Origin of the sequence: Vibrio hyugaensis (assembly GCF_002906655.1) — a bacterium.
Classification (GTDB): Bacteria; Pseudomonadota; Gammaproteobacteria; order Enterobacterales; family Vibrionaceae; genus Vibrio; species Vibrio hyugaensis.
In genome coordinates this window covers 1,846,183-1,862,994 of sequence record NZ_CP025795.1, presented here as the reverse complement: position 1 = coordinate 1,862,994, position 16,812 = coordinate 1,846,183, and the positions used below count along the sequence as shown (strand labels likewise).

General features: G+C 41.4%; 13 protein-coding genes. 3 read left to right on the top strand and 10 right to left on the bottom strand.

All coding sequences use genetic code 11. The features are described from left to right. The 7 genes from C1S74_RS25260 to C1S74_RS27020 form a co-directional block, all read right to left on the bottom strand. Complete coding sequence (locus C1S74_RS25260) at window positions 1–981, bottom strand: EpsG family protein (RefSeq protein WP_158652394.1); 981 nt, start codon at window positions 979–981, stop codon at window positions 1–3. Window positions 982–1,073: 92 nt separating this feature from the next. Then, the gene (locus C1S74_RS25255; RefSeq protein ID WP_045398732.1) at window positions 1,074–2,087 is read right to left on the bottom strand and encodes a hypothetical protein; all 1,014 of its coding nucleotides are present in this window, start codon (window positions 2,085–2,087) and stop codon (window positions 1,074–1,076) included. Between the two features lie 49 nt (window positions 2,088–2,136). Continuing rightward, complete coding sequence (locus C1S74_RS25250; RefSeq protein WP_045398731.1) at window positions 2,137–3,375, bottom strand: oligosaccharide flippase family protein; 1,239 nt, start codon at window positions 3,373–3,375, stop codon at window positions 2,137–2,139. Further along, a complete protein-coding gene (locus C1S74_RS25245) occupies window positions 3,372–5,456 on the bottom strand; it encodes a polysaccharide biosynthesis tyrosine autokinase (protein WP_045398729.1) in 2,085 nt (694 codons plus the stop codon). The genes C1S74_RS25250 and C1S74_RS25245 overlap by 4 nt, the downstream gene beginning before the upstream one ends. 261 nt (window positions 5,457–5,717) lie before the next feature. Further along, window positions 5,718–6,164: a low molecular weight protein-tyrosine-phosphatase gene (locus C1S74_RS25240; RefSeq protein ID WP_045398728.1), complete on the bottom strand. Its 447-nt coding sequence runs from the start codon at window positions 6,162–6,164 to the stop codon at window positions 5,718–5,720. Between the two features lie 5 nt (window positions 6,165–6,169). Next, window positions 6,170–7,279: a polysaccharide export protein gene (locus C1S74_RS25235; RefSeq protein WP_045398726.1), complete on the bottom strand. Its 1,110-nt coding sequence runs from the start codon at window positions 7,277–7,279 to the stop codon at window positions 6,170–6,172. 1,344 nt (window positions 7,280–8,623) lie between these two features. Next, window positions 8,624–9,265: a winged helix-turn-helix domain-containing protein gene (locus C1S74_RS27020; protein ID WP_045398724.1), complete on the bottom strand. Its 642-nt coding sequence runs from the start codon at window positions 9,263–9,265 to the stop codon at window positions 8,624–8,626. A gap of 584 nt (window positions 9,266–9,849) precedes the next feature. Between C1S74_RS27020 and C1S74_RS25225 the strand changes: the two genes are divergently transcribed. Continuing rightward, window positions 9,850–10,566: a carbonic anhydrase gene (locus tag C1S74_RS25225; protein WP_045398722.1), complete on the top strand. Its 717-nt coding sequence runs from the start codon at window positions 9,850–9,852 to the stop codon at window positions 10,564–10,566. A gap of 75 nt (window positions 10,567–10,641) precedes the next feature. Here C1S74_RS25225 and C1S74_RS25220 read toward each other — a convergent pair whose 3' ends face one another. Continuing rightward, window positions 10,642–11,745 (bottom strand): mechanosensitive ion channel family protein, encoded by a 1,104-nt coding sequence (locus C1S74_RS25220; protein ID WP_045398721.1) that lies wholly within the window; start codon window positions 11,743–11,745, stop codon window positions 10,642–10,644. Window positions 11,746–12,095: 350 nt separating this feature from the next. On the opposite strand from C1S74_RS25220, the gene C1S74_RS25215 reads away from it, so the two are divergent. Continuing rightward, the gene (locus tag C1S74_RS25215; protein ID WP_045398719.1) at window positions 12,096–12,443 is read left to right on the top strand and encodes a helix-turn-helix domain-containing protein; all 348 of its coding nucleotides are present in this window, start codon (window positions 12,096–12,098) and stop codon (window positions 12,441–12,443) included. A gap of 71 nt (window positions 12,444–12,514) precedes the next feature. Here the strand turns inward: C1S74_RS25215 and lldD are convergent, their stop codons facing one another. Both lldD and C1S74_RS25205 read right to left on the bottom strand, forming a co-directional pair. After that, on the bottom strand, window positions 12,515–13,654 hold the full coding sequence (gene lldD / locus C1S74_RS25210) for an FMN-dependent L-lactate dehydrogenase LldD (RefSeq protein ID WP_045398717.1): 1,140 nt from the start codon (window positions 13,652–13,654) through the stop codon (window positions 12,515–12,517). Between the two features lie 289 nt (window positions 13,655–13,943). After that, a complete protein-coding gene (locus C1S74_RS25205) occupies window positions 13,944–15,635 on the bottom strand; it encodes an L-lactate permease (protein WP_045398716.1) in 1,692 nt (563 codons plus the stop codon). A gap of 156 nt (window positions 15,636–15,791) precedes the next feature. On the opposite strand from C1S74_RS25205, the gene C1S74_RS25200 reads away from it, so the two are divergent. Continuing rightward, complete coding sequence (locus tag C1S74_RS25200) at window positions 15,792–16,691, top strand: LysR family transcriptional regulator (RefSeq protein ID WP_038868452.1); 900 nt, start codon at window positions 15,792–15,794, stop codon at window positions 16,689–16,691. Window positions 16,692–16,812 lie beyond the last annotated feature (121 nt).

Below are 16,812 nucleotides of genomic sequence, written 5' to 3'. Positions count from 1 at the left end.
TTATGCCCTTGTTACAACTACTTTAAGCGATAATGCAATAAAGATCACCGCAGATAGTAGGAATTTTTCATTATCTTTGTCGTGATTGACTAACGTGTTTACTAATAGGCAGACCATTATTATGTCGAAAACGTATAGTATTCTCTGACTTATAACAACAAAGTCGAAGGTTATAGAAAAAACGAAATAACCAAACGTTACCAATGATGTGAAAAATCTAGTAGATTTGTCATTTACTTCAGAATACATGTTTAACACACATAACCCAAGTAACGATAGAATTGTTATAAGACCGAATTCTGACTGTCTACCAAACAAATCAGAATCACTATATCTAGAAACCCTGTCGCCAACGTTACCTAAATCGATCACCCCATTTGAAACCGTAATTATTGCTGAAACTATTTCCTTACCAAATCCGATGTTCATCATAACGGGCATTAGCGCTATTATTGTCCATCTTGTTTTTGTTGACATACTTTCAATAAACGATCTGAACACAGGCAACGCAAGAAACATCAATGCCGATGAATGGAATAAGGATGACACAAGTACCCATGATAAGTATTTCTTGTGGTCATTGACATACAAACTATTCGTTGCAAAGAGAACGAACACGATTGATACCCCTTGTCTAACTTGATTGAAAGTTAGTTGGTAGCAGGTAAACGTGAACAAAAAGAATATTAATGACATTGCAGCGACGTAGTAGTTATTCGTTATGGATTTATACGAATGAAACACTCCAATCAAAAAGAACAAGGTCATTGCAGTTGAAAAAATTTCGAATGAAGCACCGAAATGTTTGAACAAGTACATTATGTTGTTGTAACCAACCTCAACATAAGTTACCACCTGAAGTGGTAACATGTACATCGAGAACTGATCAACGTTTCCATAAATTGATATGTATGTTTCTGTATCAGCACCAACATTACGAAACCCGCTTATTAGTGAATAAGTTATGATTATGAATGGCATTAACACTGCGTACACAGTCAAACTATGACGTGTAAAACTAAAGATACCAACAATTATTAACAGTGCTAGTAGTAGTTGTATTGTTAATGGCATTATAATAAATCCATGATAACGCTAGCTGATAACGAGCACGGGTTTGTTACTGGTGAAAATACAGTGCTAATGTATCTTTTTTGTATTTCTGCCTCGTTTTCACTGATTTTATTTAGTAGTTCACTTGAAAATTCATCAAAACTATTGAACGTTCGACCATGCTTGTGCATTGTTGTTGATTCATTTGATAGATCTTGATTTGAATGGAACACGAATGTTCTTTGATTCATTGACATGTACTCTAGGGCATGACTACTAACATCACCAATATACACGTCAACAACTGGTTCATATGACATATTCATGGAACGACTGCCACCCAAATCAATGTGAATGTTGTCCGTTTTGTATTGACTTAAAATAGATTCATCTATTTTCTTTACCAGCATTGGATGAGGTGAGAATATCAAATTGAAATCACTGTTATTTTTGAACCAGTCTAGCAACTCGATTCCGTGGTCATCCCAAGAACGTGCTCCAATTTTATTATTGAAATGTGGGTTGTATAATACCGTTCTGTTTTCGTTTCCGAATAATTCTATTTTACTAACTTTCTTGTCATTACTTTTGCAGCTATGTAGTTTGACAGAGCCAACCTCTACGATTTTCCCATTAAACCCAGAACCGACAGCATTAGTTGTTGTTTCACCACATGAAAGTATTAGGTCTACTCCATCAGTATCAACACTATTCATAAATGAATTAGCAACTGCACCATGTAACGCCCATACGACTTTACAGTTTGGGTTAAATTCCTTTATCCGTTTCCCAACAATCAAATCCGTGCAGATAAAAACGTCTGCGTTTTTAATAACATCTGCTGATTTTAACAATAGATAGTTGTCAACAGTTTTAATTCGTTTCAGTTTTATGTTTATGAATCTTGCTAATTGTTCGATTCCACTGAACGGTTTGTATTTCTGGTTTTTGATGAAAACATTATTCATTTCAAATAATGAAACATCACTACAAGAGTCGTGATGAATGACTGTCGTTCTTGAATTATTCATCATTGATAGTTCTTTTACTATCCCGTACACATGATAATGGTGTGCAATATTATTAGCGCATTGTACTACTATGTTTTTCATTTTTTATCTTAGATATGAACATTATTATTCGATAAGCTGTCGCTATGGTATTGCTGAAAGTTAATGTTATCGCTATTGTGATTGCAGTGATTTCTATGTCGAATAATAGGATTGAAGATAGCATTACAATTTGTAATGCACCTCCTATAACAACGCTGAGGTTAGCGTGTTTCTCTTGACCAATAGGCAATAGTGCGGGGTAACCAAATAGCATCCCAATAATACTAATTGATAACGAAACTAGTAAGATATCAAGAACCTGTTTTGATTCACTAAACCAAGAACCGAACATGATGCTAATAATTTCATCACCGAACATAAAACCAAATAAAATGCCAGTCCATGCGATAATTACAGTAATAACAACAATCTTGTAGAACAATTTATAATTTTTTGTTCTATTCATGTATGGAGTTAATGGGGCTATTATTGGCATCATTGCACTGTTTCCAGCCGAATGAAGACGTTCTGCTGCACTGTATAGTGCAATCTGGTTCATGCCACCGAACGCACCTAAAAACATAGTGCTACCAGACGAATAAATTACTACTCCAGACTTTGCAAGGAAAAAACTTAAACTATCTTTTCCAGTCTGTAATGAGTTTTTTAATTTACTTCGAACTGGTTTTATCTTGTATCTTGACATGATGATAAGATGTGATGCAGTTATTATTGCTAGTTCATTTATCAACATAATGTATGCATAGATTGTGTAATCACTAGCATTCTTGATTAAAACAAAGACTGCTATTAACGATAACGTTCGTGATGCTGTTATTATCCTAGCTAGCACATGATTTTTTTCTATTCCAGAAAACAACCAAGACGGATTAATGGCACTAACTATTATTGTGGATAATGTTATTAGTGAATACTCAGTATGTTTGTACAGTTCAGTATTGAAATGGACTATCGAAAACGCAATCAATACAACAAAAATTAATAATAATTTTATCACCCAAGATTGATACAGATAAGAACCTATTTTCCTCTTAGACCTCCGTCTGTCTGTAATCTTTTTCGCAAGTGAAATGTCAAATCCAAAATCTGTAATAACTTTCATCACCATAACTATTGACAATGAAAACATCACTAAACCGAATAATTCAGTACCTAATGTTCGAGTAAGGTAGGGGAACTGTAAAAGCGGTAAAACGTAGTTAAAGACTTGAGCAGTTGCTAACCCTATGACGTTTTTCTTTAAACTCACTTCGATTCATACCCATAGTTATACTCATACCCATAACCCACAGCTCGCTTAATCATGCCGTTAAGCACAAAACCCTTGATGTTCACCCCATTTTGTTCAAAGCGTTCCTTTGCCGCTTCTACTTCTTTCAGCGATGTTTGTTCAAACCGACCCACCATTAATGAAGTCCCACACAATTGGCCGACAATCGCTGCGTCCGTCACCGCAAGAATAGGAGGGGTGTCGATGATCACGTGATCGTAATTTTCTTGAACTAGTCCTACTAATTCAGAGAAAAGAGGGTTCATTAAAAGTTCTGACGGGTTCGGCGGTGTAGTGCCACGTGTAATAACATGGAACTTTTCAGTGACTCTCTGAATTGCATCCTCGATATCAAAACAACTTTTCGACAACAAATCAGATAAGCCGATTTCGTTGTCTAAACCGCAATATTTATCGGATGTGCCACGTCGCATATCTGAGTCAATAAGAAGCACCTTTTTGCCTGACTCAGAAATGACTTTTGCTAGGTTTGCTGATACGAAAGATTTACCGACACCAGGTGATGAGCCCGTAATCATAACCACGTTATTTTTCGCTTCGAACATGGCAAAGTGCAAAGCGGTACGCAGAGAGCGGATCGCCTCCACAGAAAGATCGGTCGGGTTAGATTTCGCAATCAGCTTTTTACCTTTTCGCTTTTCTAACTTACTTTGCTCTTCAGAAAGCGGAATTGTTGCGTAGACGGGCATTGAGATTTGATCTAGCTCTTCAGGGGAGGTAATCCCTTTGTTCATGATAGAGCGAACCAAAGCAATACCAGATCCGAACAAGAAACCAAACAGAGCAGATGCTAAAGCTATTAACGCTTTCTTAGGTTTCACTGCTTGATCAATTGAGTTTGCCTCATCGACCAAACGAACGTTACCCACTGTTGATGCTTGAACTACTGACAGTTCTTGTACTTTGTTCAGCATCGATAAATAGATGGATTGGTTCACCTCAACATCACGTGTTAGTCGTAAAACTTCACGTTGTGTTTTTGGTAGCTTTTGAACCATTTGATTAAAGCGCTCACGCTCAGATAGTAACGTTTGACGCTTCTCGATAAGGGCAACGTAAGACGGGTGTGATTGGGTAAAACGTTGTGAGATTTCAGATTCCTTGAACGTCAGTTCATTTAACTGCTGTTCAATACCCACAATCACATCAAGCGTTGATTTTGCTTCCAGTCCCAAATCTACCGAGTCGTTTTCAAGTCGATATGCATTCAACTTGTTTTCAGCAATCGTTAATGTTTCTTTAACGGTTGGCATGTGCTTTTGCAAAAACGCTAGAGAGTTCTTCGCTTCTTGAGCATTACGTTCAATGTTTTGATTCACATAACTGTTGCTGATGGTATCAAGCACATTTTCGAGATGGGCTTTGTTATGGCCAGTAACAGATAAAGAAAGCATCCCCGTTTGTTTACCAAGCTCAGAAACGCTGAATGACTGTTTCAAATCGTTGATGGCCTGACGGCGGGTGACTTTCGTTACTGCGAACTCACCATCAACTGAAGCGCTCTCAATCTTCATTGAGATATCTGCATCAGTGTTAGTCATTGCTTCACCAACTCGGCCAGCCAGAATTAACTGGTCGAACTCGTTGTAAAGAGAGGCAACGTTACGCTCAATGACTAAATGGTAGTTGCCTACTGGTGCATCGAATGTAGAGAGGTTCGCGAACTTGTTTACACCGCTTAAACGGTCAATACCTGCACCGATAACAGGCAAGGTTTTAGGCGTGACTACGGTGGTTAAACCGAGTTTGTCCACTGTATCACCTAGTACCATGCGAGATTTTAGTAGTTCGATTTCTGTTGAACTGCGTCCCTCTGTCGCGAACATTTCTGACATTTCACCAAGTGCAGCCATCCCGCTTGCTTTTTCTTCTACTTGAATCAATGCATCAGCTTTATAAACAGGGATAGACAAAATCGCATAACCAACACCGATAGACGCACAAAGTAAGGTGCTAGCCGCGATAGATTTTTTAGAATCTAGAATAATACCGACCAACTTATTAAGGTCGATAATTTCAGGGGTTTTCTGTGTGCTCATTACATTAACTCATGTTGATTTATAGCTAACCATTACGCTTTCCATTTGTTTATGAAAAACGTAACAGTTAACCGACTGGTTTATATTTCCAATCGATTAAGCACTTTTAAAACAAACACCTAAGTGTTCGTTTTATTCGTTCCAAATTTTTAAAGAGCGATATTACTTTTGAATACTCATTGAATATTCAAAAGTAATAGGACAAGCGTGTACCGTCCCTAAACGTGTTAGGTAAAATTTAAGACGATACACAACTCGCTTTTATTTGAGTTTTTCAGCCCACTTAGAGCACGACTGATCAATTAGGTCGTAAACGTGTCTGAACATTTCTTCACTTTTTTTATGTGGGTCATTAATTGAATTCGTCATTTCAACCCACTGACTCAAAAGCATTGTTTTCCCATGGGCAGTAGGGCAAATGTCCGTAATTAACCCGATGTGCTTTAATTCCATAGCCAAAATCAAATCGGCCTCCAAACACATCGCTTTTGTTAATTGCTGCGCTTTGTGATGGGTTAAATCAACGCCACGTTCACTCGCGACTTTAATTGCTGTTTCATTTGCCGGTTTTCCATTTAAGCGTGAGCTATCAACTGAGATTCCTGCAGAGGAGATTGCCTTTCCCGGTAGCATCTTTTTTAAAACCGCTTCACCGTAAGGAGAGCGACAGATGTTGCCAATACACACAACGACGACGTTATTGAACATTCAAATCACCAATTGCGAACTCGCAACGCACCTTCTGTGAGCTCATTGAACCCAGAAACCGTTGGTAGCAATTGCTTGATTAAGCGGTTCCAACGAGTGATTGGCGCATCTGTGACATAAACTGTGTCATAAGGTTGCAATTCAAATTCAGTCCCCAGAACAAAACTTGCTGCATCACTCAAATCCAACTGGTAGATATCAGCAACCACATCTTGAGTCGTACTTTTACGAAGAACAAAAATACCCGTAGAAGACGCGGAAAGTTCGTTAATGCCACCGACAGAACTCAATGCTTCTGTTAGCGATAAACCTGCACGATCAATTTTGACCACATCAGGTTTTAACACTTCACCCATAACAAACACTTTTTGTGCATCGTCACGTGGTACGTGAATAATGTCGTTATCCTGTAAAAGGTGGTTCTGTGTAAGGTCACCTTTTTGCATCAGATCGTGTAAAGAGATGCGGGTTTCTTTTCCGTCACGAGTTAGCGTAACGTTTCGCCAATCTGCGTCATCGTCTAAACCACCTGATTTGTTGACTGCATCTAACACGGTTAAAGGCACGTTCGTTATTGCTAGGTAGTTCGGCTTTTTGATTTCACCCGTTACGTATACCTTTTGAGATCGGAATGACGCGACGTTTACGTCTACCTGTGGTTTCTCAATGTAATGCGCTAGTCGTTTTGCTATCAGGTCTCGAACTTCAGAAACGCTTTTACCCACGACTTGAACCTTACCAATATAAGGATAAAAAACTGTGCCGTCAGAATGTACCCAATTACCAGAATCACTCGCTGAGCGGTAAGAACCTGCTGGTGTCGTAAGCTCTGGATGGTCGTACACGGTGACGTTTAAAATATCACCCACTCCGATCTTGTATTCGTAGTTAGCAATTTGCGCTCGTAATGTTTGACTCGTGGTCGGAAGAACCACTGAATCACCATTAAATGAATTCACATTTTGTGGTGTTAACGGGAACAAATTGTATTTCAATTCACTTTCAATATTTTCACTCGCAATAACCGTTTTATTACCTGTTTCTAAATGGGAACCAGTAACAGAGCAACCCGAAAGGATTGATACCGCTATCAGAGACAAAGCAAATTTATTCATGTCGTTCTTAACGCTCAATTTTTAAAGGTGTGGAACTATCAACTCATATAAATAGGGCAATGATACTTTCTAGATACCTGTCCAATTTGCAGCTGTAGCGCTTTGCTTACTTAACAGTAGTGGACATTCGCAAACCTCATCACATAGTTAATCTGTGCTCAGAACTTTTGCGCGTGAGTCGTCTATCTGCATGTTTAAGTTGTTTGGGTATAAGCAAGAAAAAATCACAATCTGCTCTAAATCGAAGTTTGGTTTTCTAGTACCACCTAAGATTTCTGTGGCGGATTTTAGAGCGCTTGCTTCATGTAAAGGTAGTTACATCACCTTTATATAAGCTTTGTTATGTCTTATTTATCGCTTTTGATTTTTTTATATCTATGTTGTTGATAAATAAAGATCTAAAGGTGGTGGTATTCAGAATTACATTCACTTATAAACGGTGTAATCATAGAGTTTATACGAACTGAAGAATGACTTTGATTGCGGTATGTAAGTCAGATTAAGCGGTGTGTATTGAGAGTTTTCTTTGTGGGGAGGGGAGGAATTGCTCATCATTTGTTATACAGGACAAGAGGCCTCTCAATTGAGTTACTTCAGGTAGGGGCTTCTCGTTGTGTTGTTCTTCTATGGCTAAAGTGCCCTTGCGACACTCACTCAGGTGTACTTAAAAAGAAGAGAATGTTGAAAAAGTTTAGGATGTACATTTACTCCGTTTAGAGCCTTTTTTGATGTCCTGGCTTACCGTCTACAACGTATTTGAAGTATTGTTTTTGAATATTATGGTGCAGTTGAAATATAAGAGCGACATGGTACTCCTACGCTAAATTCTCAATAAGGGTCTAGGACGTGTCGTTATTTGTATAAGGGGGGGAGACTGATGAGATACAAACAAAGTTGCTTTGAGTTGTTTTATATTAGATTGTGCTAACAAATGAGTAACCCCAGAGTTTTGGCTCTGGGGTTACTCATTAGTAAAAGCATCGAAGTGAAGCGTTTTCCATCGCTAATTTTTCTCTACCACTGAAGAACAGCGCACATTTGTTATCAATCGAAAATATTCGATTATGGCTGATCGCAATAGAGTTGTTATCTCCTAATGAAATAAACGAATTGCCATGCACTTCAGATTCTACATAAGTGTTGGTATGAGACACTGTCTTTGCATGAGAGTCGTCCACTTTAGAGTAGATAATACGAGTCGTAAATTCTTGTTTAAACAGAGTAGAGTATATAGCCCACCGATAGCCTTCGGCTTCTATTCTGCCGTAAACTTTGATTTCAGAGTTCAGTGTAATAAATATCGATGCAATGTTGGCCAGTATTAGAAGTACTATAGTAATCGTTCTATTGGCATCTAAGTAGTTGAGTGTTCTTAGTATAGTGGCATTCATTGTTATCAATCACTAGAGAAATATTATTTTCATCAATTTGCTTTACGTTAGGGTATGGTGTGGCGAAAAAAGCGCTCATAAATTGATGTGAGTAGTAGCTAGCTTCGATAGCCGAGCTTAAGTTAAACATGGTCAATACAATGAGCACTGGCACAATGAGTTTTAGCTTCAGATCTACTGGCTTCGCTTCAACGTAATTTATTGTTTTTGGTTTCGCTGAATTTTCGAAAGCGACTTTCTCTTCAACTTCTCGCTGTTCATCCAGTAACGTAAAATTGAGCGAGTAGCCCACACCAGGCTCGTTCACCAAAATGTCCTTATTGTTGTCTTCAAGAACGATTCTGGTTCGGTTGACTAGTTGAGGGAGGCTTTCTGGAGACGTCGGCTTTGATTCCCAAACATAATTAATGATTTCATGTCTTCGTAAAACTTTGGGGTGAGCATTGTACAAACTTAGCAAAAGGAGATGTTGCTTTGGGGTCAATGTTAACGGCGTTTTTTCCAGATCGTTTGTATCGTTGTTGGTTCTATACAAGAATCGAGATTTTGCATCCCAGTGAAATTCTCCAACAAGAATGTGTTTATTGCATTTCATTTGGTGATTGTTCAAAAGTAAAGGGGTAGTGACAAAGTTAGGCTTAGAAAGTGATAAGTCTCATTTTCCTTGGGCGTATTTGTCAAAGAAACAGATTTTGTTGCCGTTGATTATAGTCCCTAGTTAATTATTAATTGTAGTTACATTTTTGTGTTGTTGCTGAAAGTTCATTAGTGAAGAGCTTTCTTTTATCTCATTGATAAATATAGGTATAACGCGAAATTACATTTTGTTTTTATGGTTATATTTTATGATTACATTTTGTAATTTTAGGTGTCTGAAGCATAACCTGATATGCGAATCAGCTACTGAAAGTATGTTGGTTTAATTGTGTAGTGTTATTGCAAAGATAAGCTGTACTAATTCAGAACTAACACTCTTTAAAGATGCGAACCTTTGCGCACTCTAATCGTCGACTTATCAATTACATAAATGTTGAGATCATTTCCAAATTTAGCAAGTAAACATAGATTGCATCGCGCGAGCTAATTCAATTCAGTCATTCGTTTGTTAATAATGCATGCGATGAACATACGCATATGAAAGTGTTCATTACTCGATCATGAATACAAAAGGAAATGAAAATGAGAAAGTCACTGACAGCACTTGGTTTAGCATTAGTATTCGCAGGCACAGCAAACGCAGCAAACTGGGGATATGAGGGTGAGCATGGTCCTGCTAATTGGGGGGAGTTCGCTTCTGAGTGTGCAAAAGGCCAAAATCAAAGTCCAATCAATATTGAATCGACGACGGAAGCGAAGTTAGAAAAACTGAATTTTGACTACGAAGGTAAGGTGATTTCACTACTGAATAATGGCCACACTTTACAGACCAGTTTAGAAGGCAAAAACACGCTAACGATTGATGGTAAAGAGTTTACGCTAAAACAGTTCCACTTCCATACGCCTTCTGAAAACCATGTTGATGGCAAAGAATACCCATTAGAAGCACACTTTGTACACGCTGATAAGGCTGGTCATCTCGCGGTCGTTGCGGTGTTCTTTGAGCTGGGTGACGCGAACCCAGAGCTGGCTAAGTTACTACAAAATATTCCTAGCAAAGACCAAGACGTGGCGATTAAAGTCCCGTTTGATTCGGAAGCACTTATCCCAAGTGATAAAGAATACTACCGCTTTAATGGTTCTTTGACGACGCCACCATGCTCTGAAGGTGTACGTTGGTTGGTGATTAAAGAGACACAAACCATTTCATCTGAACAAGTAAAAGAGTTTGCGAAAGCAATGGGTCACAACAATCGTCCAATTCAGCCTTTGAACGCACGTATGATCCTGGCGCAATAATAACGGTTAAAGCTGCTATCAATGAAAAAGCCCGCTGAATGAACGAGCGGGCTTTGTCGTTTGTCCAGCTTGAATTTAAAAGCCGCTGTCGTCTTGCACTTGGGCTTTTGCCATTTGAATAGGGTCTAGCTTGAGCGTTTGTGTAGGGAAGGCGATGTCTGCTTCGTGCTTCTTAATGATTGCCATGACTTCTAACAGGACATCTTGCTTCACTTCGTGGTAACGCACCCAGTTCACCGTTTTGGTGAAGGTATAGATGAAGAAGTTCAGTGAAGACGCGCCAAACGCATCAAAGTTTACGATTAACGTTTGGCGTGTATCGATGTCTTTGTGGTTTTTGAGCATATCGCGAACCGCATCAATGATCGCCGGCACTTTGTCTGCGTCGTCGTAACGTAAGCCAATGGTCTCGAAGATTCGGCGGTTCAACATGCGCGATGGGTTTTCTACCACGATGTTGCTAAATACAGAGTTTGGGACATACAGGGGGCGCTTGTCGAAGGTTCGAATGCTCGTCATACGCCAGCCAATGCGTTCTACCGTGCCTTCAATTTGGCGGTCAGGAGAGCGGATCCAATCGCCAACTTTGAATGGGCGGTCGAAGTAAATCATCAAACCACCAAAGAAGTTCGACAATAAATCTTTTGCTGCCAAACCGACAATCAAACCACCAACACCACCAAAGGTCAGTAAACCAGACAAGCTAAGTCCAAACGCTTGCATTACCGTTAGAACTCCGATGATGATAAAGAACAGGCGCGCGACTTTCGCTACGGCTTGTACGGTGGTTTCGTCACGAGTTTTCTGTTCGAGAACGTAGTCTTCCACGTTAGTGATAAGACGCATTACAATCCAAACTAGAATACTGATCACGAGGATAAGTTTAAGTGTACTCAACCAGTTGAACTCATTTCCTAGCTCACTCTGTAATACGATCCCGATAGAAACCGTGGCAGGCCAACACCAAATTAAGGTGCTGATCGGTGTCTTCAGCGCTTCTAGCAATAAATCGTCCCAATGAAATGGGGTTTTCTCAAACAGTATTGCGAGGCGAGAATATAAAACACGCCATGCAACCCAAGCGAGAAAGCTGGCAATAGTGATGAATAACACACTGCTACTCCAGTCTTGATGGTTGGCCATGACGTAATGTTGAAGTTCTGTAAACCACTGCGGCATAGTTGAATTTTCTTTTTATATAACAATGAGTGAAAGGTAGCAGAGTTTACATGTTCGCCCTAGAACAAATGATGCATGTTGCATGATGTGTTTTCGTTGATAAGAAAGAGGGAGAAGTCCGTTCCCTGTTTAGAGTTGCATTAATGACTTATATGTAATTACAAGGGCATGAATCCTAATGCTAAATGTAATTGATGTGTTATTCCCTTTATCAGGTGTGATGAAACTCGAAGTTTGAAAGAGAACCGCTATCATTCGAACCGTCAATTGTAGGTTCTTTGACTCATCGCTAACATTTATCAAGCTCAAATATGAGACTTTATGGTTACTTTGATATACGGAGATGAATCATGGAATTCACAGAGCTAGATAGAAATGCGCTCTACGACATTTGGATGTCGCAAAAAGCAAAAATGCACCTTACCCAAATGGAGATGGCAAAACGTCTAGGTTTAAGTCTGCATGAATTCTCTTCTCTGTTACGCGGCAATGCTCCGTTAACATTAGGGTTTGTTAAACAACTATGCGAGCAATTACATGTTCGCCCTGGTCAAGTCATCCCATCAATGACAGAGCGCGATGTATCAGGTTCGGGCTCGGTTTACCTGCAAAATCGAGTGACTGTCGATGGCGATATCTGCAATGTTTTTATTGAAGGTAATCAAGTTGTGATTGAGTACGAACATCACGTCCGCTAATTCGAATTCCTAAACGCAAAAGCGAGCTCATTGAGCTCGCTTTTGTATTAATGGGTAGAGCGTTTTTGTGTCTATGCCATCTTAACCAAAGAATCACGCGATAGGTCCGCAATAGTCTTCGCTCCCGTTAGCGTCATTGCTACGCGCATTTCTTTGTCATAAAGGTCGAGCAAGTTCTCAACACCAGTACCACCTTGTGCTGCGAGCGCGTAAACAAAAGAGCGACCAAGCAGAGTACAGTCTGCACCAAGCGCCAACATACGAACCACATCCAGGCCGGTACGGATACCTGAATCGACAAAAATCTTCAGGTCACCTTTAACTGCATCAGCGATGCTTGGCAGTGCTTTGGCTGTTGAAAGCACACCATCAAGCTGACGACCACCGTGGTTAGACACTACAATACCATCGGCACCGAAACGAACGGCGTCTTTCGCGTCTTCCTCATCCAGAATGCCCTTGATGACCATTGGGCCATCCCAAAAATCTCGAATCCACTCGAGATCTTTCCAAGAGATCGAAGGATCGAAGTTTGCACCTAGCCAGCCAATGTAATCTTCCAGTTTCGTCGGTTCGCCACGGTAAGTGGAGATATTACCTAAGTCGTGTGGCTTGCCTAATACACCAACATCAAGAGCCCAGCTTGGATGAAGCATAGATTGGAATACACGGCGCATGGCTGCATTTGGGCCACTCATGCCAGAGTGCATGTCACGGTATCGTGCGCCAGGAACGGGCATATCCACAGTGAAGACCAGTGTCGTCACGCCTGCTGCTTTTGCGCGTTCCAATACGTTCTTCATAAAACCACGGTCTTTTAGAACATACAGTTGGAACCACATTGGGCGCTCAATCGCAGGTGCCACTTCTTCAATTGGACAAACGGATACGGTCGACATGGTGAAAGGAATGCCTTTCTTTTCTGCCGCTTTTGCTGCTTGAACCTCACCACGTCGCGCGTACATGCCGGTCAGGCCAACAGGAGCTAGAGCGATTGGCATTGCCAACTTCTCGCCGAAGATTTCTGTTTCTAGGCTTAGATCGCTCATATCACGCAGAACACGCTGACGCAGTGCAACGTCACCTAAGTCATCGGTGTTGCGCTTTAATGTGCGCTCGTCGTATGAACCGCCATCAATGTAATGGAAAAGGAATGGAGGCAGCTTGGCTTTCGCAGCAGCGCGGTAATCTGTAGAAGCAGAGATAATCATATTCGTGTGTCCTGGCTGTTATTCTAAGATTGCGTCCTGAGTCAATGAGCACCTGCTCTGTCAGTGTTTCACTGGCTGCCATCCTTTCGGCAGTCGACATCAGAATAGAGTATAGATAAGTGATTGAGCTGTGAGGCATTCCATACACGGAACAATCACTTATCTGTACTGAAAAAGACTGGCACACCGGTCGGGGGATTGATGCAGCAAGCCACACCAAAAATGTCGGGGTAGTAGTGCTGACCGCTGTGCCAGAGAAAGTGCAGGGCGGGGAAACCCTGCGTAAGTGTTACTTCATTAAGGCGTCGGTCAGTTGGAATCCGTAAATCAGAATCAAACCGATGATGCCTGTCACAACAAGGTAGTAGAATGTTGGGATGATGGTTTTACGCAGTGTTGCACCTTCTCGTCCTAGCAGACCAACCGTTGCAGAGGCCGCCACTACGTTATGGATGGCAATCATGTTACCGGCAGCAGCGCCAACCGCTTGAAGGGCAACCACAATGGCACTTGAGATAGTCAGTGTCTGCGCTACTTCGAACTGGAACTGGCTGAACATCATGTTCGACACGGTATTAGAGCCGGCGATGAATGCACCAAGGGCACCAACGGTAGCGCTCAACGCCGGGAATGCTGAGCCAACGAGGTCTGCTGCAAAGTTCGCCGTCGTTACAGGCATACTTGCTAGCTCGGCGCCGTTGACACCTGAGTTAATAAAGATACGAACCATAGGGATGGTGAACACAAGAACGAAACCTGCACCGATTAGTGTCTTGCTTGATTCGCCAAACGCTTTGCCTAGTGACTTAGCTCCACCACCTTGCAGAAGAACCGCAAGTAACGCTACGAAGACTAAGATGCCACCCGGAAGGTAGAAAGGTTGAATTGCCGTGCTAATACCCGTTTCGCCAAGAATATTGCTAAACGATAGGCTTACGCTCTTAAGCAGGCCTTTGAGCTCAGGGCTTACGCGGCTTGCCACTAGGATAACCGCTAGCATCACGTATGGTGCCCAAGCCTTTGTTAGGCTCATTGGCTTGCCAGGGTTGTCATTAAGATTGATCTTTAGAGAACCTAGCCATTCTGCTGGCCACTTATCTTCGCTCTCGAAGTCCCATTTGGTTTTTGGTACTAGGAAGCCTTTTTTCGCCGCAGTAACCACAATGGCTAGACCAACTAGACCACCAATCAGTGATGGGAACTCTGCGCCTAGGAACACGCCAGTAAGTGCGTAAGGAACGGTAAAGGCTACGCCTGCAAATAACGCGAACGGCAGAATGTCTAGACCTTCGCTCCAGCTCTTGTTCTTACCGAAGAAGCGCGTCAACATCATTGCCATGAGTACTGGAATCATGGTGCCAACCGTTGCGTGAATCATTGCTACGCTCGCGGTGATTTGTTGTAGGTACGCGTCCCATGTTGAGCCATGAGCAATTAGCGCTTCACCGATATTGTGCGTATCTAAACCTTTGTTCACGCCGACGATGATTGGTGTACCAACCGCACCGAACGATACTGGCGTTGATTGGATCATCATGCCCATAAGTACAGCAGCAAGTGCAGGAAAACCGATAGCAACCAGTAGCGGAGCGGCGATAGCGGCAGGGGTACCGAAGCCAGATGCGCCTTCAATAAAGGAGCCAAAACACCAAGCAATGATGATGGCTTGTACGCGACGATCGGCTGAAATATCAGTAAACCCATTGCGAATAGTGGTGATCGCGCCAGTGTGTTTTAAAGTGTTGAGCAAGAAGATGGCACCAAACACGATCCATAGAACAGAGACAGTAATACCTAATCCTTGGAAGACAGACGCCAGTACGCGAGTCGCTGACATATCCCAAAACATTAGGGCGATAGCGACGGTTATTCCGAACGCAACGGGCATGGCTTTTTTCGCAGGCCAGTTGAGACCAACCAACAATATGGCGGCGACAACAATTGGCGAAAACGCCACAAGGGCAAGTAGGGTTTCACTCATTGGTACATCCTCGTACGCTGACTTCTCGAACGGCTTTATGCTGTAGAGATGATTTTTGTTGTAATGGTTTTGTTAATTTGGCGTGAATTTACCCCTTTATTTTTTATAGATATAGGGAAATAATGAAATTAATTTATTCCAAAAGTGACATAATCGATGCGTGCAGATGACCTAATCCTGTTTTCTCAGGTGATAGAAATGGGCAGCTTTAGTAAGGTGGCGGAAGAAAATAACCTTACAAATTCAGTAGTTAGTAAGAGGATTGCTCGTCTAGAGGAAGAAATTGGTGCTCAGCTATTATATCGAACAACACGTAAATTGACGCTGACTGAAGCAGGAAAGGTTTTGTTACACAGTGCTAAAAATGTGAAGCAAGCCACTCAAGAGGCTATGGATGCAGTTTCAGGCTTTGGTGAGAATGTTAGTGGTCATATCAAAATGTCGGTACCGACTATCTCGGGTGATTTGATTTTGGCGGACGCTGTCGCTGAGTTTTGTAATATGCACCCTGGCTTAACGGTCGACATGTCATTGGATAATCGTTTTGTGGATTTGGTGGAGTGTGGATATGACTTAGTGATTCGCACTGGTTATCTCGAAGATTCTAGCCTGATTGCGCGACATATTTTGGACTCGCAATGGGTGGTTTGTGCCTCGCCCTCTTACATCGCCAAGAATGGCAAACCGATTGAGCCTATCGACCTAACCGCACACAACTGTTTGCAATACGCCTATCAAACTACCGGTGCTACCGATTGGCAGTTCAAAGGTAAACAGGGTGACTACATCGTCAAAGTGTCGGGTAGCTTTTCTACGGATAACGCTACTGCACTAAGAAAAGCAGCCTTAGGTGGGCATGGTATCGCCTACGTACCACGTTGCTTGGTTTATCACGACATTCGCAGTGGTGAGCTGGTGGATATTTTCCCTGAATTAGTCGGTAAAAAGCTGGGTATCTACGCAGTTTATCCATTTACTCGTCAACCACCGAACAAAGTAAAACTCTTGATTGAGCACATTCGAGAACGATACCTCACTATTTCGCATTACTTTTAATTGGTTCATAAATACGAGAAATGTTTCAATCTATTGGTTGAAATTCGGTATTTGAACCCTAAGGTAGGTATTGAGAGTAAATCTCAAAAAAATAATAAAACAAAACACTTAACTTCAAACG